Source organism: Corynebacterium sp. HMSC065H09 (assembly GCF_001812845.1).
Classification (GTDB): Bacteria; Actinomycetota; Actinomycetes; order Mycobacteriales; family Mycobacteriaceae; genus Corynebacterium; species Corynebacterium jeikeium_D.
Map to the genome: position 1 here is coordinate 178,779 of NZ_KV810573.1, position 20,846 is coordinate 199,624.

Here is a 20,846-nt window from a genome sequence, read left to right on the forward strand (position 1 = left end):
TCCCTTGCTTCAGCAACGTGCAACAACAGGTCGCAACGCGCAGCAACAGGCACCAACCCGGACCTGCCGCCCGACTCACCACCTCCCTGAGCCGCCACGGCCGTACCTCCAACACCCCCGCGCAGCCTTTGCCTGGCCGAATCCGATTAGCCTGGCCTTGTACTTGGTCAATCGGGGCTTCCGCCCCGCGCCGCCCCGCGCCGCCTCGCACGCCGGGGGACATTTTCCTATCCTGAACAGTTGCAATAGACTTAGACCCCGGTTGCCCTCCCCGTATTTCGATAGGAGCCTTGATGGACGCCCGTCTAGCCGTTCGCCGTAAGCCCGAGTTCCGCAATGAGGAAGCTACGCTGCTGTCCTCGATCGGCCAGGACGGTGAGGTGGCAATCTACTATCTCTACGATGCTTTCGATGCGACGGAGGAGGACCTCGTTGCGCTGCGTGAGTCGGTAGTTGCTGATTCGCGTGTCGACGAGCTGGCCGAGCTCCCGACGCCCGCCGAGCTGGGGAACTACCTTGCTGTCGAGCCTCTTCCTGGCCAGTACGACCAGCGTGCCGATGCCGCCGAGCAGGCCCTGCGGCTACTCCGCCCGGAAACCCGCGCGCAGATCACCTCGGCAACGCTGTATGTTTTCGACGCTCCGGTGAATGACGCCGTACGCTCCTTCCTCATTAACCCGGTCGAGTCGGGGGAGAAGAACCTGAACGTCCTGCGCCGTCCGAGCATGGGCGAGATTGAGCCGCTGAAGGAGTACCCGGGCTTCACCGAGCTGGATGACGAAGGCCTGGCCGAGCTGCTCGCAGCCGACGGCATGGCCATGTCGCTGGCCGATCTGAAGACCATCCAGGACTACTTCCGCTCCGAGGGCCGCACTCCGACCGAGGTAGAGCTGTCCGCGCTGGATACCTACTGGTCGGACCACTGCCGCCACACCACCTTCAACACCGAGCTGACCTCCATCGAGAACAACGAGCCGCGCTTTGCCGCGCAGTTGGATCGCGCGCTGCGTCGCTACGACGAGCTGCGTGAGCTCAACGGTCGCACGCACAAGCCACGCTCCTTGATGGACATGGGCACCATCATGGGCCGCGAACTGCGTCGCACGGGTGTCATGGATGACCAGGAAGTCTCCGAAGAAATCAACGCCTGCTCCGTCTACGTCGACGTCGAGGGCGATGACCGCAAGTGGCTCCTTATGTTCAAGAACGAGACCCACAACCACCCGACCGAGATCGAACCGTTCGGTGGCGCCTCGACCTGTCTCGGTGGCGCAATCCGCGACCCGCTGTCGGGTCGCTCGTGGGTCTACCAGGCCATGCGTCTGTCCGGCGCAGGTGACATCAACACTCCGCGCGAGCAGACCCTCGAGGGCAAGCTGCCGCAGCGCGATATTTCCTCCCGCGCCGCAGCCGGCTACTCCTCCTACGGCAACCAGATCGGTCTGGCCACCACTGGTGTGCGTGAGCTGGTCCACCCGGGATACGTCGCTAAGCGAATGGAACTCGGTGCCGTCGTCGCCGCTGCCCCGGCAGACAACGTCAAGCGCCTCGAACCTGCGCCGGGCGATGTGGTGATCATGCTCGGTGGCCGCACCGGCCGTGACGGCGTCGGCGGTGCGACCGGCTCGTCGAAGGCCCACGATGAGGACTCGCTGGGCCGCTCCGGCGCCGAGGTGCAGAAGGGTAACCCGGTCAACGAGCGCAAGATTCAGCGCCTGTTCCGCCGCGAGGATGTCGCCACCAAGATCGTCCGTTGTAATGACTTCGGCGCTGGTGGCGTGTCCGTTGCGGTTGGTGAGCTGGCTGACTCCATTGACATTCACCTCGAGCGCGTGCCGCTGAAGTACGCCGGTCTGAATGCCCGCGAAATCGCGATTTCCGAGTCCCAGGAGCGCATGGCGCTGGTCGTGCGCCCGGAGGATGCCGACTTCATCATCGCCGCCGCTGCCGAGGAGAACATTGAGGCCGTCGCGCTGGCCGACATCACCGACACTGGCCGTCTGCGCATGTTCATGGGCGACGAGGTCGTCTTCGACCTCTCCCGTGAGTTCATCGACACCAACGGCGCCGACCGCGCCCAGAACGTCGAGATGGTTGCTGCGGAGGGCGGCGTCGTAAAGCAGGCTCCGACGAGCGTACTGGAGTCGCTGCGTGCGGCGACGGCGGGCTCCCAGGAGGGCATGATCGAGCAGTTCGACTCGACCGTCGGCCGCTCCACCGTGCTCATGCCGTACGGCGGTGCGTCGCAGAAGACCGACGAGCAGGCGTCGATCCAGACGCTGCCGGTCGATGGCGGCACGAGCACCGCGTCCATCATGACCTGGGGTTACTCGCCATCGCTTGCCGACGAGTCCCCGTACCTCATGGGTTCCTACTCCGTCGTGGAGGCACTAGCTAAGCTCGCAGCGGCCGGTGGCAATCCGCGCGGTGCCTGGCTGAGTGTGCAGGAGTACTTCCAGCGCCTGGACCAGGATCCGCAGCGGTGGGGCGAGGTTGCGCAGGCTCTGCTTGGCTTGCTCGAGGCTCAGGACGGCTTCCAGGTTGCGGCTATTGGCGGTAAGGACTCCATGTCCGGCACCTACGGCGAGGACCTGCACGTGCCGGCGACTCTGGTGACCTTCGCAGTTGCCGCGATGGACGAGACCGACGCTGTCTCTGCTGCAATCCCGGCAGGTAACTTCGACCTCTACCTGTTTGCGCACAAGCCACTCGAGTCCGGGGAGCCGAACTACGAGCAGCTCAACGAACTATTTGCTGCCGTGCGGGAGCTGCGTCCGGCTGCGGCCTCGGCTGTTACTAACGCGGATCTGGCTGCGACCCTGGTCAACATGGCTGTGGGCAATGGCGTGGGCCTGGAGGCATCCCTTCCGGAGGCTCCGCTGGGCTCCATTGTTGTGGCTGTTCCGGCTGGTCAGACTGTTGAAAGTGCTGTGAAGATCGGTGCTACCGACGAGTCGGGCACGCTGCGCTTCGGTGAGGAGTCCTTCACTGTCGCCGAGGCTCTGGAGGCAATGGAGTCCGGTTACCGTGAGGTCTTCCCGCTCAATGACTACGAGGGCGAGGCCCTGCCGGAGTTCGCTAACCAGGTCAGCGAGACCAAGACCGACCTGCAGAGCCCGGGCAAGAAGGATGTCCACGTGCTGCTGCCGGTCTTCCCGGGTACCAACTCCGAGTACGACATGGCCGAGGCATTCGTCGCGGCTGGCGCTACCTACGAGTTCCACGTGATCCGCAACCTGACCCCGGCAATGCTGGCGGAGGACACGAAGGCGTTCATCGAGAAGCTTCAGGACTCCGACATCCTGGCGTTCTCCGGTGGCTTCTCCCTGGGCGATGAGCCGGACGGGTCCGCCAAGTTCATCGCCGCGTTCCTGCGTTCCGACGATGTCGCAGCCGCCGTCAAGGAGTTCGTGGCCGACAACGGTCTTGTGCTCGGTATTTGTAACGGTTTCCAGGCGCTGGTCAAGTCCGGCTTCCTGCCGTACGGCGACCCTGCGCAGCTCCGCGAGGACTCGCCGACCCTGGCCCACAACCGCCAGCTGCGTCACGTGTCCCGCATCGCCACCACTCGCGTCGCGACCGTGAATTCCCCGTGGCTGCGCGGTTTCGAGCCAGGTCAGACCCACCTCATGCCGGTTTCTCACGGTGAGGGCCGTTTCGTGGTTTCCGAGGACGAGGCCCGCCGCCTGTTCGAGGCCGGTCAGGTCGCTTTCCAGTACGTCGATGCCGACGGCGATGCCGAGGGCGTGCCGACGATGACAGCGCCAGCCAACCCGAACGGTTCTTCCTACGCCATTGAGGGCATTGTCAGTGCTGACGGCAGGATTCTGGGCAAGATGGGTCACCCTGAGCGTTTCCGCGAGGGCTTGATGCGCAACATTCCGGGTATTGGTGAGCAGGACATCTTTGGCAACGCTGTCCGCTGGGTCCGCGGCGAGTAGTTCCTCGGTTTCTTCGTTACCTCGGTCAGGGGTACCTCGGTCGGTCCTGTTCGGATAGGCCGGGGTAACCGCTACGAAACCTGTTGTTAATGTGCAACGAATATGTACTTGAATAAGTGCCGAAAAGGTTGCTTGAACAGGCGATTTTGTAAAACTTAGCAGGATGAGTAAAGTATCTATTCGTTGCAGGGGCCGAGGGGATTACCCCAGAGTCGCTGAATAACAACAAAATGCGCCCGTAGCTCAACGGATAGAGCATCTGACTACGGATCAGAAGGTTAGGGGTTCGAATCCCTTCGGGCGCACAATGCAGACCCGCGCCGATAAGGTGCGGGTCTTTTTGTCTGCCCGACTTATCGATGGTTTTCCGGCACTTATGCGCGCGGTATTGGCTCTGCCTGCGCTCATATCGATGAGCTATTCACTTGTGGCCAGGCTATAGCTCATCGATATGTGAATAGCTCATCGACAAGTGAATACCGCCCACGAGCCACCCATGAGCCCGTCCACCCACGAGCCACCCGCACCCGAATCCCCAAACCCCAAAACCCAGCGCCTCAGTATTCGAAGCATCTCAAACTCGCAATATCCGCCTAACGGTCTAGACTGTGGAACCATGATTCGTACTGAGTCCATTCTTGACCTTGCTACCGTAGCCTCGGGGCAGTCCCACGCCGACGCCCTACAGGGCTCCATCGATTTGGCGCAGACAGCGGAAAAGGCCGGGTATCAGCGTATTTGGTACGCTGAGCACCACAATATGAACTCCATCGCGTCCTCGTCGCCGGCAGTTCTTATCGCAGCCGTGGCTGCAAAAACCGAGAGCATCACCCTCGGCTCCGGCGGCGTCATGCTGCCAAATCATGCACCGCTGACGGTCGCGGAACAGTTCGGCACGCTCGCGAATCTGTACCCGGATCGCATCGAGCTGGGGCTTGGTCGCGCGCCGGGCACGGACCAGGCCACTATGCGCGCCCTGCGGCGTGACCCGCGTTCGTCCGATTCCTTCCCGCAGGATGTGCAGGAGCTGCGCGGTTACCTCTCCGATGAGTCGCTGATCAAGGGCATCAACGCGATTCCGGGCCGCGGCACCCATGTGCCGCTGTACATCCTGGGCTCTTCGCTCTTTGGTGCCCAGCTCGCAGCGGCGCTCGGCTTGCCGTACGCATTTGCTTCGCACTTCGCTCCGGACGCGCTTCGCGATGCCATCGCGGTCTACCGCGAGCAGTTCCAGCCCTCTGAACAGCTGGATAAGCCGTACGCTTTTGCGGCCATGAATGTGATTGCGTCGGAAAGCGAAGAGGATGCGCAGCAGCAGTACTTCGCTACCCGCAGGAACATGGTCAGGCGGTTCCTGAGTCGCGGTGGGCATCACCTCACTGACGATGAGGCGGAGATTCTGATGGATACCCCGCAGGGGCGTCAGGTGCAAAATATGTTCCGTCACACGGCGGTCGGCACGGTGGCGCAGGTGCGTGAGCAGATTGCGCAGTTCGGTGAGTACTCGACGGCGGATGAGCTGATTGTGGCTCATCAATCGCTGAAGGTTCCTGACCGACTGCGTTCGGTGGAACTCACTGCGGAGGCCGCGGGGCTGACGGCGTAAGGCTCCAGGCCCGGCTCTCCGAGGCGCGCGGCCTTAAACTGACCCGCTTACTCCACTGCAGCCAGCGGCAGTGCCTTTTCGCTGGCAAGCTGCGTGATTTCGGCGTTGGTGCGCTCGCGGAGGAAATCCGCAAGCTCCTCGCGGTTGCTCGCGCGTGTGGCCTCGGTCAGGGCGGCGGCAAAGTGCGGCTCCAGCGCTGCCACGGCCACGTAGCCGTCGGCGCTGGGGTAGAGGCCGTACGTCCACAGGCCGCCACCGAGTAGTCCGCCGGGCGCCGTCATGCCGTACTTCAGCGGCGCGGCACCGGCCTCACCCGCCTGCTTCAGGCCGATGCGGCAGTGCAGTCCAGGCTGCTTTACGACGTCCGCACCCGCACCCGCCCGCTTAATCAACCCGGCAAGGGCAGCGGTGACCGCAAAGTGTGCACCCAGGATGTCGCCCAACAGCACTGGCGGCATGGCCGGGGGCGTGAGAGTTCCGGCCTCCGCCTGGTAGGTCAGGTCATGGCCAGGTGTTTCTGGAGCTTTGGTATCACCGACAATGTCGATATGCACCGGCCCATTCGGGCGCTCGTGGAGCCCCGCCAGCCCCATGCGTTCCAGCGCGGACGGGCGAACCGAGGTGATGACCACATCGGCCTCATCAATCAGCGAGCTCAGCTGTGCGCGGCCCTCATCGCTCTTCAGATCCGCCTGGATAATCTCGTGACCTGCGGACATAGCTTCATACCAGGGGCGGCCGAAGGAACCGAGCGGGTCGCCTGTGGGTGGTTCGACCTTAATCACCCGGGCGCCTAGCTGGCCCAAGTGCTGAGCGGCCAGTGGTCCCGGAACGTTAATGGCGAAGTTGACGACAGTGATGCCTGCGAGGCTGGTGTGCAGCTCGGGGGAAAACATAGTTCCACACTAGAACACATCTACCTGCCCGCCGACGCTTTCGGCCAACTTCAACTGGTTGATCCAGTCGCCCTCGCCGACGCGCAGTCGGAAAATCGGGCGGTGAGCGGGGCGGGCCTCGTAGCGGACACGGGCAATCTGACCGGTTTTGGCCAGGTCCATAGCGGTTCCCTCGGTGGCCAACTGGGTGCGCGCGGCGGTGAGGCGCTCGATGACGTCGTCAAGCGCGGCGAGCACGGGTTCGGTGTTGTTCTCACACCAGGACATGACCATGTCGGGAGCAGCGGCGGCGACGCGGGTGCAGTCGCGGAAAGAGCCGGCTGCAAGCGAAATGGCCAGGGGGCCACCGGCTTCACCGGCGGCGGCAATTGCGTAGGCCGCCAGGTGTGGCATGTGGGAGATGCGGGCGACGCTGGCATCGTGGTGATCGCTCAGCGCTGGAATGAGCTGACTGCCAAGAGCTGCTCCCAAGTTGGCGACCTGCGAAAAGACTTCAATCCACCGCTCCGGGACGGGCTCGCCCGCAGCGTCGGCAGCGGCTGCCAGGTCGTAGGTGATGACCCAGGGGGCGCCGTCGAAAAGCCCTTCGAGTGTGGCGGACCAGCCCGCCTGCGCGGACCCCGCCATTGGGTGCGCGCCGACGAAGCGTTCCTCCATCCCGCGAGCGGAGACCTCGGCGGCGACGGCCGCCTTCACGGAGACCACATCCGTAATGCTACAGCTGGGGGCGTGCTCATTGATGGCGTCGAGCATCGTGCCGACGACTGTCATGGGGGTGCCGATCACGATGAGCGCGCGGCTGGCCTCAGCACGTTCGAGCGTGGCCTGAAGATCTGTGCTGGCGTCGAATCCCTCCTTCGTGGCTTCCTCGACCGTTGCGGACGAGCGATTCCAACCGAAGCATTCGACGTTATGAGCCCGCAGATCGCGCATCATGGAGCCACCGATGAGGCCCAAACCGAGGATGCATACCGCGGGTAGTTGTGCAGCTGACAGGGAGGACGAAGCAGGGGAGGGGGACTCGAAATTGCTCACCTGACAAGCATGACATACAGCGACTAGCGTTGTGGGTTATGAGCACGACCTTTTCCGGAGGGTACACCTCCGATGACGACCGCTCCTTCGCGGTTGCCGTAACTATGGGGGAGCGCGGTTGGCGCGTCGTCGATCTTGGGGACGACGCCACCGATTCCCTCGCTGACGCCGCACAGGCGCTGCGCAATCTGCGTTCGGAACGCGCTGCTGTCGGAATGCTCAATATCGACGACGACTACTTCATTCTCGTGCGCCAGGGAGTTGGGTCGCTGCGCGTAGTGCTTTCCGACGCTACCGCTGCCGTGACCGATGACATTGCGGCAGATGTGTTCGACGAGCTGGATCTGGATATCCCCGACCTCGACGAGGACGAGCTCGACGATGTCGATGCCTGGGCTGAGGGGGACATGGATATCCTCGCTGACCTGGGCTGTTCGGAGGAAGCCCTGGAGTCCATCTGTGACGATCAGTCGCTGTGGGCGTCCGAGCAGCTTCTGGCCATCGCTGAGGAGTTGGGGTGCGCCGAGGAGCTCGCCGATGTCGCCGACCTGGATTACGACGGTGACGATGACGACTACGACCCCTATGACGACTAACCCTGACAAAGGTCATCTGACCGGGCGGCCAAGCGCCCTTGCGGCCAGCCAGCCAGCTGGTCGGCCAAGCGCCCTGCCCCGTCGAAAACAGGACATTCTCGACGAAGAGTGGATGCGCCTGGCTATCGCCGAAGCTGCTCACACGGCCCCCGGGGATGTGCCGGTGGGAGCTGTGGTCGTGGATGCCGGGGGCAAGGTTGTGGGCCGGGGTTCGAACCGTCGGGAAGCTGATGGTGATCCGCTTGCCCACGCCGAAGTCATTGCGTTGCGCGAGGCCACCCGCGCTGTTGGTGACGGCTGGCGGCTGGAGCAGTGCACGTTGGTCGTGACACTTGAGCCGTGCGTGATGTGCGCCGGCGCGTGCGTCATGGGGCGCGTGGGGCGTGTGGTCTTCGGCGCGTGGTCGCCCAAGACCGGCGCGTGCGGCTCTATCGCCGATGTCATCCGCGATCCCGCCCATGCATTCACGCCGCAGGTGCGCGGGGGTGTGCTTGCCGACGAATGCTCCGTTTACCTGCGGGAATTCTTCGAACGGCAACGGCAGTCGGAAGCGTGAGCGGGGTCACAGTTAGGTCACAATTCCCGCTGTGGCCGTGACGAGTCTTCATTTTCACGTACCGTCGGAACTAGTGGGGCTGCTAGACGGTGGCTCTAAAGAATAGATAAGTCGTTTACATAGGAGGCTTACATAATGAGCGAGCTGCAGAACAAGGCCGACGAGTTGGGCGGCAAGGTTAAGGAAGCTGCCGGCGACGCCGTTGGCAATGACGACCTGTCAAACCAGGGCAAGGGCGAGCAGGCTGCGTCCAAGGTCAAGCAGGGTGCTGAGGACCTGAAGGACAAGGCTACTGAGACCTTGGGCAAGCTGACTGACAAGTAAAGCGCTTAGCTCTCGGGTAGAGATAACCCCAACCTTCTCCGCTTCTGATGTGCGGAGACGGTTGGGGTTCTTTGTGTTTCGATGGCCGGCTGTCAGCGTTGGGGCTGGCTACAGCTTCTGAGCCACCAGGTCATCCAGTGGTTCGGCGGACAGTAGGTACGGGGCGATCTCGAAGACGGTACGGGCACCAGTCTCGCCAGTCTGCTTCAGGCGGTAGGCAGCGCGACCGTAGGCAACCTGGACGGCTGCGGTGAAGTCGGGGTTGCGCTCCAGTTCGAGACCGAACTCGATGACGTGGCCGGAGGTACCGGCCTGGCCACGGGTAATGACCTGGCCGCCGTGCGGCATGCCCTGGTGGTCGCGGTCGAACTCCTCTTCAGAGATGAAGTCCACGATGGTCTCGTATGGGGCAAAGTAATCCGGCATGGTCACGATGGTTTCGCGGATCTGCTCCTTGAGCTTGGCGTCCTCCTCGGCGTTGCCGGTCTCTTCAGCGACGACGAAGCAGTGGCGCAGGTGGCACTCGTTACCCTTCAGGTCTGCGCCCTCGCCCTTCTTCACGGCCTCGATAGCTTCCGGGTTCGGCTTGGTGTACTGGACGCCCTTCTTCACTCCCGGCACACGACGCACGGCATCGGAGTGGCCCTGCGACAGGCCTGGTCCCCAGAAGGTCATCTGGTCTGCTCCCGGCAGGATGGCAGCGCCCAGGACGCGGTTCAGGGAGAACAGGCCCGGGTCCCAACCGGTCGAAATCATGGCGATGTTGTCACCCTCACGAGCGGAGGCGTCCATGGCTGCGCGGTGCTTCGGAATCTCGTGGTGGTTGTCGTAGGTGTCGACCGTCGTAAAGTTCTTTGCCAGCTCAGGGGCCTGCTCCGGGACATCGGTGGCCGAGCCGAGGCACACGAACAGCACGTCTACCTCGTCCTTGTACTTTTCGACATCCGCAGCCGGGAGCACGCGGGCCTCAGTGTCCAGCGAATCGCGACGGGAGAAAACACCGACGAGTTCCATATCCGGCTGGTCGGCAATGACCTTTTCGACGCTGCGGCCCAAGTTGCCGTAGCCGATGATGGCGGAACGAATCATGAGGGAGAACCCTTTCTGTGTGGCTGTACTTCTGTGTTTAAGTTTCTAGATTTCAAGCTACAGACTATTCCTTACATATCTCAGCGGGCGTTGGCCACCCCGAATAGCGCGGTGGAGGGTTGACGGGCTTGGGGTGGCGCAGGATGTAGTGCAGCGAGAGCGGCTTGGCGAAGGCCTGGCTACTCTGACCTGGGGATTTGGTAGATAAAGGGGCTACCTGTAACGTTTTCTAGCGGTGACGTGTCCGAGCGGCCGAAGGTGAAGCATTCGAAATGCTTTGTGCGGTAACCCCGTACCGAGGGTTCAAATCCCTCCGTCACCGCCAATAAAACCCCCGGTGGTTCCTTTAAGTAGGAGCCCCGGGGGTTTTGCATTTAATCGGCCCTGATTGCCTGGGTGTGGTGGAGGTGTGGGAGGTGTCCGTCGTAAAGCGGCAAATGGTGAGGCGTCCGACCTGGAGCACCTAAATCACAAAATTAACATCAGTAACACACACCCCATTGTTCACGTTTATCCGGGAAGTCCGCTACTCTTAGCAAAAGTATTTCCGGTTTTTATGTCGTGCCCGCCCCCAGTGACCGCGTCAGCGCCAGAGTTGATGTTGGCCAATCCGGGGTGGTCGCTAGCATCGGAGTAGCGAAGAGGCTTCAAACTGCAGGTGAAGTCCGAGGGAGTGCTTGGGTAGCGCGAACTTGGGGAAGCTGCAGTTGGGGGCGGTCCAGGCGAATATTAGACGTAAGGGAAACTTGACATGGCAAAGGCCTTGTTCAAACTCGGCAGGTTCTCCTACCTGCATAAATGGACTGTGATCATCGCGTGGTTCCTGATTTTGGCGGGGCTGGGCGGTGCAGTTGCCGCATTCCAGAAGGGGTTCATCGACCAGTTCTCGATCCCCGGCATGCCGTCGGCAACGGCTTCACACGTGATTGAGGAAAAGTTCCCCGATGTTCCGAACCCAATTCGCGAGCAGCGTATTTATGTTGCCTTCGAGGCCCCCGAGGGGCAGAGGCTCGATGACCCACAGAATAAAGAAGCTGTTGACCAGGTCATTAACGGCATCCGCGACAATGTCGGCCAAATCGCCGACGATTTGCAACTTCACAACCCGGTAGACCTCAATCCGAAGATGCAGGCGATGGTCAAGGAACAGGGCATGGCCGCCGGCCTGCCCAAGGATGTTGCCGAGGCCGATGCCAATGCCATGCGTACCGTGTCCGATGACGGTCGCTACGGTATTTCCACCTTCGTTTTCGATGCCAAGATGCCGCAGGACATCGAGCCGGAGAATATGCAGGCGCTTCTCGACGCCATGCAGGCCGGTCGTGACGCAGGTATCAAGGTCGAGGCCTCTGGCCCGGGCATGCAGCCCGCGATTGAGGTAGCTCCGACCTCGGAGATTATCGGTGTGACAGTGGCGTTTATCGTGCTGGTTGTCACTTTCGGATCTCTGGTGGCTTCGTTCCTGCCTATTGTGACGGCGGTAGTGGGCATCATCATCGGTGTCTTCGGTGTGACATTGATGACCGCATTCACTGACGTCAACTCGATTACCCCGGTGCTTGCCGTCATGTTCGGCCTGGCTGTCGGTATTGACTACGCACTGTTCATCCTCTCTCGCTACAGGGCAGAAAGAGCCCGAGGGATGACCAACGAAGACGCCATCGGCATGGCTACCGGTACGGCTGGCTCCGCTGTGGTTTTCGCAGGCCTCACTGTGATTGTCGCGTTGGCAGCGCTGACGGTTGCCAAGGTGCCGTTCATGTCCCTGATGGGTATTTCGGCGGCAATCACGGTGGCCTTCACAGTGTTGGTCTCTCTGACTCTGCTGCCGGCAGTTATGTCTCTGTTGGGCGACAAGGTCTTCGCTGGTCGCGTGCCCGGTGTTGCTGGCAACCCCTCGCGTAATGCGCGCAAGGGACGCCGCTCTTCCTTCTTCGGCGAGATGACGATGGGGCGCCGTTGGGTCACCTTCGTGCACAAGGCCCCAGGGTTGTTCCTGGTCGGCTGTATCGTCTTGCTGTTGGCGTTGGCCTACCCGGCCATGCACTTGAAGCTGGCGCTGCCGTCGGACTCTACTGCGGCGAAGGACAGCACGAACCGCAAGGCCATCACCATGATTGAAGAGGGCTTCGGCGCGGGACGTAATTCACAGCTCATCATTATTGCCAAGTCGGATGATGTGAAGCCCGACGCACCGGTGCTCAAACCACTTATCGAGTCCCTGAAACAGACCAACCCGGAACTCTCTGACATCGAGGCCGCCCGTAAGGCTTCCTATAGCTACGCTGTCGACCAGTTCAAATCCAATGTCGGTGTCGAGCACATCCAGATGATTGGCATGAATCATGACGGCACTGCGGTCAAGATGATTATGACCCCGAAGTCGGGTCCGCTCGATCCTGCGACCAAGCAGTTGATGAACGCGGTGCGCGATCAGCAGAAGCAGATTGAGCAAACCACCGGCCTATTCACCGGTGTCACTGGCCTGGTTCCTATCGAAATTGACATCACCGACCGTCTCCAAGGCGCAATGCCGCTCTACTTGGGCGTTGTCGTGGGTCTGGCAGTGATCCTGCTGCTGATGATTTTCCGTTCCCTGATGGTGCCGGTGACTGCCGGTGTGGGTTTCTTGCTCTCTGTCGCAGCCGCATTCGGTGTCACGGTGGCATTTTTCCAGGATGGCCTCTGGGGTGTGATTAGCACTCCGGGTCCGCTGGTCAGCTTTGTGCCAATCTTCCTCATTGGTGTGACGTTCGGTTTGGCCATGGACTATCAGGTCTTCCTGGTTTCCCGCATGCGCGAGCATTACACCCACAACAAGGGTGAATCCTCGCCAGAATCGAAGTACAACGCGGTCGAAGAATCAGTCGTTGAAGGCTTTACTCTTGGCGCTCGTGTGGTCACGGCCGCTGCGATTATTATGATCTCCGTCTTCGCGGCGTTCGCCGGGCAACCCCTGGCGATCATCAAGGTATTCGGTTTCGCGCTGGGTGCCGCAGTGCTTTTCGACGCCTTCGTTATCCGCATGACCTTCATCCCGGCAGCCATGTTCCTGCTTGGCCGCGCTACTTGGTACATGCCGAAGTGGCTGGACAAGGTGTTGCCTTCTGTGGATGTCGAAGGCTCTGCCCTGGAAGAGGTTTCCGAGGAACTGGTGGAGAAGGGCCGCCGCGAGCGTATGGCTCGCGGTGAGTCCCTGTTGCCCGAAAGCGAAGGCGCTGGGCGTGGCTTTGGCGGGGCTGACGCGGCAGGTGCAGCGGGCGCGGCGGGCGCAGCTGGTGGTACTGCTGTGGCTGTCGCGACCAAGAAGCGTAACCGCTGGATTCCGAAGCGGAAGAAGGCAAAGCTGAAGGAGCTCGAACCCGCTGACCAGTCCGAGCATGCCGAACAGTCCGCGCGCACTGAGCAGGCCGAACTGTCCGCTCCGACGGCGCCAGCTGAGCCAGAGCAGCCGGCACAGCCAGAGCAGGCGGAGCAGGCAGAGTCGACCGAACCGACCGAACAGCTCATGCAGCCCGAACCAGCTGAATCAACCGACGCCCAGCCGAACCCGGAAAATGCCAAGGACATCGAGGTCCGCCCGTACTACAGCCCGGCTCGTAAGCGGAAGAAGATCACGGTTGCGGAACTGATGAGGCGCGAAGGACTCGAAGAGGAAGCGCCACGTCGTAGCCGCGCCGTGTGGGACCCGGAAAACGCGGCCCAACCCGAGGAAAACGACAGCGCTGAGTAACTCGCGAATAGCGCCCAGGTAACCTCAAGGCATTAGCACTGGACCACAACCAAGGAGCTTCATGTCGCAGTCGAGGACGACGGGCTTTGACGTCGTAAAGCAAATCGAAGGCGCGCGCGGACGTGCTGGCACCATCCACACCCCGCATGGCGATATTGCTACGCCGGCGTTCATTCCGGTCGGCACGAAGGCGACCGTGAAGACGCTCACGCCAGAGCAGGTGCGGTCCACGGGCGCGCAGGCGATGCTGTCGAACGCATACCACCTGTACCTGCAGCCCGGCGAGGAGATCGTCGACCAGGCCGGCGGGTTGGCAAAGTTCTCCAACTGGAACGGCCCGACATACACCGACTCCGGCGGATTCCAGGTGCTCAGCCTCGGCGCGGGCTTTAAAAAGACCCTTGCGATGGACGTCACCGGCATGCAGAAAGATGACATCGTCGCCGAGGGCAAAGAGCGCAACGCGTTCGTCGACGAGGACGGCGTGACTTTCCGCTCGCACATCGATGGCTCCGAGCACCGCTTCACGCCGGAGGTGTCCATGCGTATTCAGCACGCGCTGGGCGCCGACATCATGATGGCGTTCGACGAGCTCACCACGCTGATGAACACCCGCGGCTACCAGGAGGCATCCGTCGAGCGCACGCACCGCTGGGCGCGCCGTTGCCTGGAGGCTCACAACGAGCTGACGATTTCGCGCGGTCAGGTCGATGCGCATGTTCATTCGCTTGACGACGGCCAGTTGCCCATCCAGCAGTTATTCGGTGTCGTGCAGGGTGCGCAGTACGAAGACCTGCGCCGCAAGGCCGCCCGCGGGCTGGTGGAGCTCTCCCGCGAGTTCGAGGATGCCGGCCAGCTCGGCTTCCACGGCTATGGCATTGGTGGGGCGATTGAGAAGCAGAACCTGGGCCTGATCTGCGGTTGGGTCAACGACGAGCTTCCCGACGACCGCGCCCGCCACCTGCTGGGGATTTCCGAGCCGGACGATATTTTCGCCGCTGTCGAGGCCGGTGCCGACACCTTTGACTGCGTCGCTCCGACTAGGCTTGCCCGCCGTGGTGGTGTGTACACGCTCGATGGCCGGATGACCTTGACGAATGCCCGCTTCAAGAACGACTTCCGCCCCGTGGATGCGGAGGTGCCCTCCTACACTTCGCTGAATTATTCCCGGGCCTACCTGCATCATCTGTTGAAGGCCAAGGAGTACCTGGCTGGCACGCTGTGCACGATTCACAACCTGTTTTTCATGGTGCAGCTGGTGGAGAACATTCGCGCTGCGATCCTGGAGGACCGGTTCTTCGAGTATCGCGATGAGTTTATGGGCCGCTACTACGCCAACGGTGGCCGTGCGGTGGGGAATTAGGGCTCGGCTGGGGGCTGGGGTGTGCTGGGGAGTGCTTGGGTCGGTTGGGCTGTGGCTGGGCTGGGGCTAGGCTTCTGCCTTTTCGCACTTCACGACAGCCATGTCACCTCGTGCCATCTGTGGAGGTGGCATGAGGTGACACCAGTGGCGTGAAGTGGCAGGGAACACCCGAATCAGTCCAGTGGCGTGAAGTGGCGGCTGGGCGGGCCCGGGGGAAGCCCAAAACTAGACCTAGCTCTACTGCGCGAGGCAGTCTCAACCGGCATCATGGAGGACATGATCACGGTTGAACGACTCAGCAAGAAGTACGGTTCGAAATTAGCCGTCGATGACCTGTCCTTCACCGTTCCCGACGGTGTAGTGACAGGTTTTCTCGGCCCAAATGGCTCCGGCAAGTCCACCACCATGCGCTGCATGCTGGGCCTCGATACCCCGACCACGGGCCAGGCCTTGTTCACCGGGACGGATTCCCAGGGCAACACCTACAGCAACCAGCCCTTTTCCACGCTGAAGAATAAGCCCAGCATCGCCGGTGCAATTCTGGATGCCGGTTGGCACAACAAGGCTCGTTCGGGCCGCGCTCATCTGCGGGCCCTCGCCCGCGGCGCCGGCATCCCCGACACCCGCGTGGAAGAGTGCCTTGAGCAGGTCGGCATGACCGAGGCGGCGAAGGACAAGGTCGGCGGCTACTCGCTGGGCATGAAGCAGCGTCTGGGAGTGGCAGCGGCTCTGCTCGGCAAGCCGCAGCATCTGATTTTGGATGAGCCGGTCAACGGCCTGGACCCCGAAGGCGTCTCGTGGATGCGCCACACCATCAAGGCGCTGGCCGCACAGGGCTGCGCTGTCCTCGTGTCGTCGCACCTCCTTTCCGAGATGCAGCTCACCGCCGACCGCATCGTCGTCATCGGCCGCGGTCGCATGATCGGCGAGTACAGCATGGATGAATTCCTTTCCGACGGCACGGTCATCGAAGTTGAAGTCGATGACCCCGCTCGGCTGCTGCAGGCGTTAGGGCCGGTCGCGCGTGGGGTTGACGTCGATAAGCAATTGCGCATTCCGCTTTACGACGGCATCAGCGAGCAGCAACTCCGCCGCGACATTGCGGCCGCTGCTCTGCGTGAGGGGCTGTTGGTGACGCGGTTGCACACGAAGCGCGACAACCTGGAGGAAAAGTTCCTGGCTGCGACCCAGGAATCGCAGGAATACCGCGCGCAGGCGATTGGGCAGTAGGGGAGTGACTGAGATGAGTTTTGGAAACGCTTTGCGGTCGGAGTGGACGAAGCTAGCCAGCCTGCGTGGCACGTGGGTGTATGTGGTGTTGTTGGTGGGCTCGATAGCTGGGCCGATGGCGGCTTTCAGCATGGCGGCGGACGCTGGTGCAACCGCTGATTGGGAATTGCTGCTGTTGGGGACCGTGATCTTCAACATGATCGTGATTGCCTTTGGTGGCTCCACCCTGGCGGGTGAGTACAACGATCAGATGAATGCGCATGCGTTCTTGACGCAGGACCGAAGGAGCCTGTGGCTTTCGGCACGGATGACGCTGACCCTTGTGCTGATTGCTGTCTGTTGGGTCATTGGTGTGGCGCTTGCTTGGCTATCGGTGACGGTTTCCCCGCGCGTGGAGTTCAAGGGCGGCGACGCTGCCACGGACATGCTCGCCGGAGTGCTTGGCTTTGTAGTGTTTGGACTAATCGCGATGTCGCTGGGAGTGCTGACGCGCTCGCGCGTGGCCGCTGTCGCTATTCCGCTGGTGTGGATTCTGGTGGTGGAAAGCATGCTGGAGTTCGCGGCGCTGGCGTATGCGATTTTCCGGCCACTGTGGCTGGTCACGCCGGGTGCACGCATTCAGCAGTTGTCGACGCAATTGGGCGGTCTGATGGCAAATCCGGAGAATCCACGCATCGGGTTTGAGGCCGGCATGACGCAGCCGATGTGGTTCAACATCGTGGTGCTGGTGGCCTGGATTGTTGTGGCGGTTGGCGTTGCGCAGTGGGTCAATGCCAAACGGGATGTGAAGTAAAACAGAAAAGTGCCGCGACTACTCGCTTCTCAGGCGAGGTCGCGGCACTTTTTTCGTCGTTAAGCGGGAACGTGCGTGTCGTAGTAGCCTTCGCGGCGCTTGACCCACGCGATGACGGCGTAGGTGACTGGCATGACTACAATCTCGACGGCGGTCTTCCAGATGAAACCGACGATGACGTAGTTGACGAAGGTGCCCCAGGTATCGATGCCGATCGCGGTGGCGGCGATGGAGCAGAAGATGAGCGTATCGACGAACTCGCCAACCACAGTCGAGCCCATCAGGCGCGCCCAGAGAGCCTTTTCGCCAGTGCGCTTCTTAATGGCGTTGAGCGACCAGGCGTTGAGCAGCTGACCGACGACATAACCGGCCAGACCTGCGAGAACAAGCTGCGGGACGGTGCCCAGCACAGTGGCGAATGCTTCCTGATTCTCGTACCACGGTGCCGCCGGGAGCTTGATGGCGGCAAAGAAGCAGAGCATTGCGCCGGCGAGGATGGCAAACCCGGTCCACACGGTGCGGCGGGTGGCTTTGTAGCCGTAGCACTCGGAAAGCACGTCGCCGATGACGTAGCTCAAGGGGAAGAGGAAGAAGGCACCGTCGGTGGCCAGGCCGAAGATTTCCACGCCCTTGGTGGCGGTGATGTTGGAGACAATCAGCACGCCAATGAAAATGGCCGTGAACATCGGGTACAGCGATTTCGGTACCGGGATGTGGCGTGGCGTGGTTGCTGTGGAGTCGGACTTAGTTGCGTTCTCGGGCGCGTGCGAGGTGCTCACAGCGGCAGCCTCGGCGTTGCCCGGCCCAGACTTGGGCAGGTTTTCGTTATTTGTCACGGGAGGGAATGTTACCTGCCGCTTAGGGCTCCAAGCGAGCGCCGATGAAGTCTTCGAGGTTGAATTTTTCTAGCGAGAGCCGAAATCTCCGGGGGCCAGTCTCTCTGTGAGCCGCTAGGATTTCTTCTCGTAACTAATATTTTTCATACGAATGCTGCAAATAAATAGTGCAATGCAGCTAACGATGAGAGACACTAGAGAAATTTCAGAATAGAGCAATGCCCTGTCGGCCTTTGCAGTGACAGCGGTTGTGCTCATGTGAGTAGTTTGCTGAGCAAGCTGTCCCAGCGTATACATGCCATTTGCGATACCTAGTATGCAAAGAATGCTTACCGCTATTCCTGCAGCGGAAATGAACTGTAGTGATTTTATCTGTAGATGTGGTGACATTGCTCACCTCGGAAAGATCCACTTACGAAAAGGCGGGCGCACATCATTCCAGGTTGGATATCAAAGTTTCTGAGTGGCGCATGCCCCACCATTCCGAATTGACAACCGTTATGTATGCCAGTCGATCTAGTAGATACAATTCGGCCGAAATTATCGCGATTTTGGAAGTCGAAACGATAATTGCAAATATTCGCAGGTGCGCTGTATGTGGCAGTTTCTTCGTTAATGTGAGTGCGCTGGCCATCAATGCGGTGGAAGATTTGTCCGCCGGGAACTGGGATGTTTACCCCTCCAAATTGGTAGTGGAATGCTGGAATCCATGCATATCCTGAAGCACTTCTCACGGCGGAAGTAGCTGTCGATGTTTTGGGAACATAATCATATGATGCAGGGTTGTTGCTCTGTGCGCTGCCTCCAAAGACGGTTGTTCCCTGGTCGAGTAATGTGTCAGCGCTATGTGGGCTTGCGGAGGCTGTTCCTGGATGCATTGCGCAAAGAGATGTGACGGTAGCGCTTACAGCTAGGATTAATGATGTGAATTTACGACGGGTTATGTGTCCCTTTTTAGTCATTATTGAGTGTCCTCAAATATGTTTGATAGGCCGACATGGGAAAACTATAACAAAATAATTAATGTCCTATGGGGATTAATGACGTTATTTTGGTAACCGTCTAATCTGGGGGTAGCCGATAGTCAATATGTAAGATTGTATGAACTTTAATTGGATGAAGGGATTGTCGCATTTCTTCTAGTCGGCTCGCTAATCTGTAATGGTGGCCAATTTAAAGCAAGTGATAACCATCAACTGTTCAACGCTCCTACCTCCCACCGGCCGCTACGCCCCTTCGCCGACCGGTCGGCTGCACCTGGGAAACCTGCGCACCGCAGTTCTCGCCTGGGCGCACGCCCGCGCGCAGGGTGGCCGCTTCATCGTGCGTATCGAAGATATCGACCGCCAGCGCTCCCGCCCCGAGTATGAGGTGCAGCAGCTCGCCGATCTCGAGGCCATCGGCATCGACTGGGATGGCGCCCCGGTCCGCCAGTCAGAACGCTCTGACCTGTATGAATCCGCGCTCGCCGACCTCACGCAACGCGGCCTGACCTATCCCTGCTTCTGCACGCGCCGCGAAATCCTCGCCGCCTCCTCCGCGCCGCATGGCGTGCCAGGTCAGTATCCCGGCACGTGCCGTTCGCTTGACGACGAGCACCTCGCCGCGAAGAAAGCCGAATTTGCGGCGGCGGGGAGAAGACCGTCGATACGCCTGAAATCGCAGGTGACTGAGGGGACCGCGACCGATGAACTGTATGGCGAGATTACCGCCCCGATCGATGACTTTGTCCTCCAGCGTGCCGATGGCATGTGGGCCTACAACCTCGCAGTCGTCGTCGACGATGCCGAGCAGGGGGTGACCGAGGTCGTGCGTGGCGATGACCTGATGTCCTCCGCCCCGCGTCAGGCGTACTTGGCTGGTCTTTTGAGGTACGCGACGCCTTCCTTCGTGCACGTGCCTCTGGTGGTGAACTCTGAAGGGCGGCGGTTGTCCAAGCGCGATGGCGACGTGACTCTCGGTGAGGTGCCCGCGGATGCAGCGCAGCGGTGGATTTTGGATTCGCTCGGTGGCGGTGATGGCATCGATGGTGGCGGGAGCGCAGAGCTTGACTCCATCGCTGACCTCCCGGAAGCCCTGCGTGCGGGTCTGAAAATTCCTCGCGAACAGGTGATTTTCTAGGGGCCGCCGAGAACTACGGCTAGTGCATATGTTAGGGGCAAGAGTGCGAATGCAACTAGTGCCGCCACGATTGTCAAACCGTTTGACCGGGCTTTCAGCGCTGTTAGGAAGCTGATTAGGCCGAATCCGAAGACACCGACAGCGAGGGGTATTGTCCAGGCATCGGAGAGTGCAGTGCTGACGAAAAACAGTCCAATGTAGCAAGCCAAGGCTAAGAGAAGTGCAGCAACTGCAAAATTGCGGGAGCGGTTCATGATATGGGTCTTAGGATTCCGCTAGAGGATCTTTGCCACCTAATTTCATTTCGAAGCGTTTGTAATCCTCGAGGGATGCGAAGTGGCGAGAATAGATGTCGATGTCTGTATCGACGCGACCGTAAAGAGCGGGGGCGACATCGACGATGTGGCGCAACGTGACAGATCCTCCCGAGTGGGAAGGATCTTCTGGGGCTAATTCATTTTCGTGGGCTAATGCTTCGACCTGCGCGTATGCGGCGCTATCAGAATCGGCAAAGACAATGTATAAGTCCTCACGGAAGAAGCTCTCATTCGCCGAGGTTGAATCTCTTTGCTTTGTTAACTCAAAAACTGCAATTCCGATGTATGGTTCCATCTATTTTTCCGTTCTTCGATTGCCGCCTAGTTCAGTACGAATTTGAGGCTTTCTTACTGGACGCCACGTTTACTCGAATTGATAAACATTGGATTGTTGCTGAAACCTGCGCTTA

At 60.6% G+C, this 20,846-nt stretch carries 15 protein-coding genes and 2 tRNA genes; 12 read left to right on the top strand and 5 right to left on the bottom strand.

Translation table 11 applies throughout. The features are described from left to right. The first annotated feature begins 293 nt into the window (after nucleotides 1-293). The 3 genes from HMPREF2878_RS01125 to HMPREF2878_RS01135 all read left to right on the top strand — a co-directional run bounded on the left by HMPREF2878_RS01125 (nucleotide 294) and on the right by HMPREF2878_RS01135 (nucleotide 5,547). Nucleotides 294-3,941, top strand: a complete 3,648-nt coding sequence (locus HMPREF2878_RS01125; RefSeq protein WP_070652703.1) for a phosphoribosylformylglycinamidine synthase — start codon at nucleotides 294-296, stop codon at nucleotides 3,939-3,941. A gap of 232 nt (nucleotides 3,942-4,173) precedes the next feature. Next, nucleotides 4,174-4,246, top strand: a tRNA-Arg gene (locus tag HMPREF2878_RS01130). Between the two features lie 311 nt (nucleotides 4,247-4,557). Then, the gene (locus tag HMPREF2878_RS01135; protein ID WP_070601690.1) at nucleotides 4,558-5,547 is read left to right on the top strand and encodes an LLM class flavin-dependent oxidoreductase; all 990 of its coding nucleotides are present in this window, start codon (nucleotides 4,558-4,560) and stop codon (nucleotides 5,545-5,547) included. A 47-nt stretch (nucleotides 5,548-5,594) separates the two neighbouring features. Here HMPREF2878_RS01135 and HMPREF2878_RS01140 read toward each other — a convergent pair whose 3' ends face one another. Next, complete coding sequence (locus HMPREF2878_RS01140) at nucleotides 5,595-6,443, bottom strand: CoA transferase (RefSeq protein ID WP_070652704.1); 849 nt, start codon at nucleotides 6,441-6,443, stop codon at nucleotides 5,595-5,597. A 9-nt stretch (nucleotides 6,444-6,452) separates the two neighbouring features. Continuing rightward, complete coding sequence (locus tag HMPREF2878_RS01145; RefSeq protein ID WP_070652705.1) at nucleotides 6,453-7,478, bottom strand: prephenate dehydrogenase; 1,026 nt, start codon at nucleotides 7,476-7,478, stop codon at nucleotides 6,453-6,455. A 38-nt stretch (nucleotides 7,479-7,516) separates the two neighbouring features. Here HMPREF2878_RS01145 and HMPREF2878_RS01150 point away from each other — a divergent pair, with 38 nt between their 5' ends. The 3 genes from HMPREF2878_RS01150 to HMPREF2878_RS01160 all read left to right on the top strand — a co-directional run bounded on the left by HMPREF2878_RS01150 (nucleotide 7,517) and on the right by HMPREF2878_RS01160 (nucleotide 8,954). Then, nucleotides 7,517-8,074, top strand: coding sequence for a tRNA adenosine deaminase-associated protein (locus HMPREF2878_RS01150; RefSeq protein ID WP_005510946.1), 558 nt, complete (start codon nucleotides 7,517-7,519; stop codon nucleotides 8,072-8,074). A 112-nt stretch (nucleotides 8,075-8,186) separates the two neighbouring features. After that, the gene (locus HMPREF2878_RS01155) at nucleotides 8,187-8,630 is read left to right on the top strand and encodes a nucleoside deaminase (RefSeq protein WP_070429200.1); all 444 of its coding nucleotides are present in this window, start codon (nucleotides 8,187-8,189) and stop codon (nucleotides 8,628-8,630) included. Between the two features lie 135 nt (nucleotides 8,631-8,765). Then, on the top strand, nucleotides 8,766-8,954 hold the full coding sequence (locus tag HMPREF2878_RS01160) for a CsbD family protein (RefSeq protein ID WP_070429201.1): 189 nt from the start codon (nucleotides 8,766-8,768) through the stop codon (nucleotides 8,952-8,954). Nucleotides 8,955-9,062: 108 nt separating this feature from the next. On the opposite strand, the gene HMPREF2878_RS01165 is transcribed toward HMPREF2878_RS01160, so the two are convergent. After that, nucleotides 9,063-10,043 carry a diaminopimelate dehydrogenase gene (locus HMPREF2878_RS01165; protein WP_070607642.1) on the bottom strand — a complete coding sequence of 327 codons (981 nt, stop codon included), beginning with the start codon at nucleotides 10,041-10,043 and terminating at the stop codon, nucleotides 9,063-9,065. Between the two features lie 234 nt (nucleotides 10,044-10,277). On the opposite strand from HMPREF2878_RS01165, the gene HMPREF2878_RS01170 reads away from it, so the two are divergent. The 5 genes from HMPREF2878_RS01170 to HMPREF2878_RS01190 all read left to right on the top strand — a co-directional run bounded on the left by HMPREF2878_RS01170 (nucleotide 10,278) and on the right by HMPREF2878_RS01190 (nucleotide 17,162). After that, a tRNA-Ser gene (locus tag HMPREF2878_RS01170) sits at nucleotides 10,278-10,368 on the top strand. A gap of 426 nt (nucleotides 10,369-10,794) precedes the next feature. After that, nucleotides 10,795-13,776, top strand: coding sequence for an MMPL family transporter (locus tag HMPREF2878_RS01175; RefSeq protein ID WP_070652706.1), 2,982 nt, complete (start codon nucleotides 10,795-10,797; stop codon nucleotides 13,774-13,776). 61 nt (nucleotides 13,777-13,837) lie between these two features. Next, nucleotides 13,838-15,139: a tRNA guanosine(34) transglycosylase Tgt gene (gene tgt / locus HMPREF2878_RS01180; protein ID WP_069359011.1), complete on the top strand. Its 1,302-nt coding sequence runs from the start codon at nucleotides 13,838-13,840 to the stop codon at nucleotides 15,137-15,139. Between the two features lie 276 nt (nucleotides 15,140-15,415). Next, nucleotides 15,416-16,369, top strand: coding sequence for an ABC transporter ATP-binding protein (locus HMPREF2878_RS01185; RefSeq protein ID WP_049190213.1), 954 nt, complete (start codon nucleotides 15,416-15,418; stop codon nucleotides 16,367-16,369). 13 nt (nucleotides 16,370-16,382) lie between these two features. Beyond that, nucleotides 16,383-17,162, top strand: a complete 780-nt coding sequence (locus tag HMPREF2878_RS01190; protein WP_070546602.1) for an ABC transporter permease — start codon at nucleotides 16,383-16,385, stop codon at nucleotides 17,160-17,162. Between the two features lie 59 nt (nucleotides 17,163-17,221). On the opposite strand, the gene HMPREF2878_RS01195 is transcribed toward HMPREF2878_RS01190, so the two are convergent. Continuing rightward, nucleotides 17,222-17,998: a queuosine precursor transporter gene (locus HMPREF2878_RS01195; RefSeq protein WP_070652707.1), complete on the bottom strand. Its 777-nt coding sequence runs from the start codon at nucleotides 17,996-17,998 to the stop codon at nucleotides 17,222-17,224. A 1,182-nt stretch (nucleotides 17,999-19,180) separates the two neighbouring features. On the opposite strand from HMPREF2878_RS01195, the gene gluQRS reads away from it, so the two are divergent. Continuing rightward, the gene (gluQRS, locus tag HMPREF2878_RS01200) at nucleotides 19,181-20,119 is read left to right on the top strand and encodes a tRNA glutamyl-Q(34) synthetase GluQRS (RefSeq protein WP_239272262.1); all 939 of its coding nucleotides are present in this window, start codon (nucleotides 19,181-19,183) and stop codon (nucleotides 20,117-20,119) included. Nucleotides 20,120-20,383: 264 nt separating this feature from the next. Here gluQRS and HMPREF2878_RS01210 read toward each other — a convergent pair whose 3' ends face one another. Beyond that, complete coding sequence (locus HMPREF2878_RS01210; RefSeq protein WP_016421859.1) at nucleotides 20,384-20,731, bottom strand: DUF4288 domain-containing protein; 348 nt, start codon at nucleotides 20,729-20,731, stop codon at nucleotides 20,384-20,386. Nucleotides 20,732-20,846 lie beyond the last annotated feature (115 nt).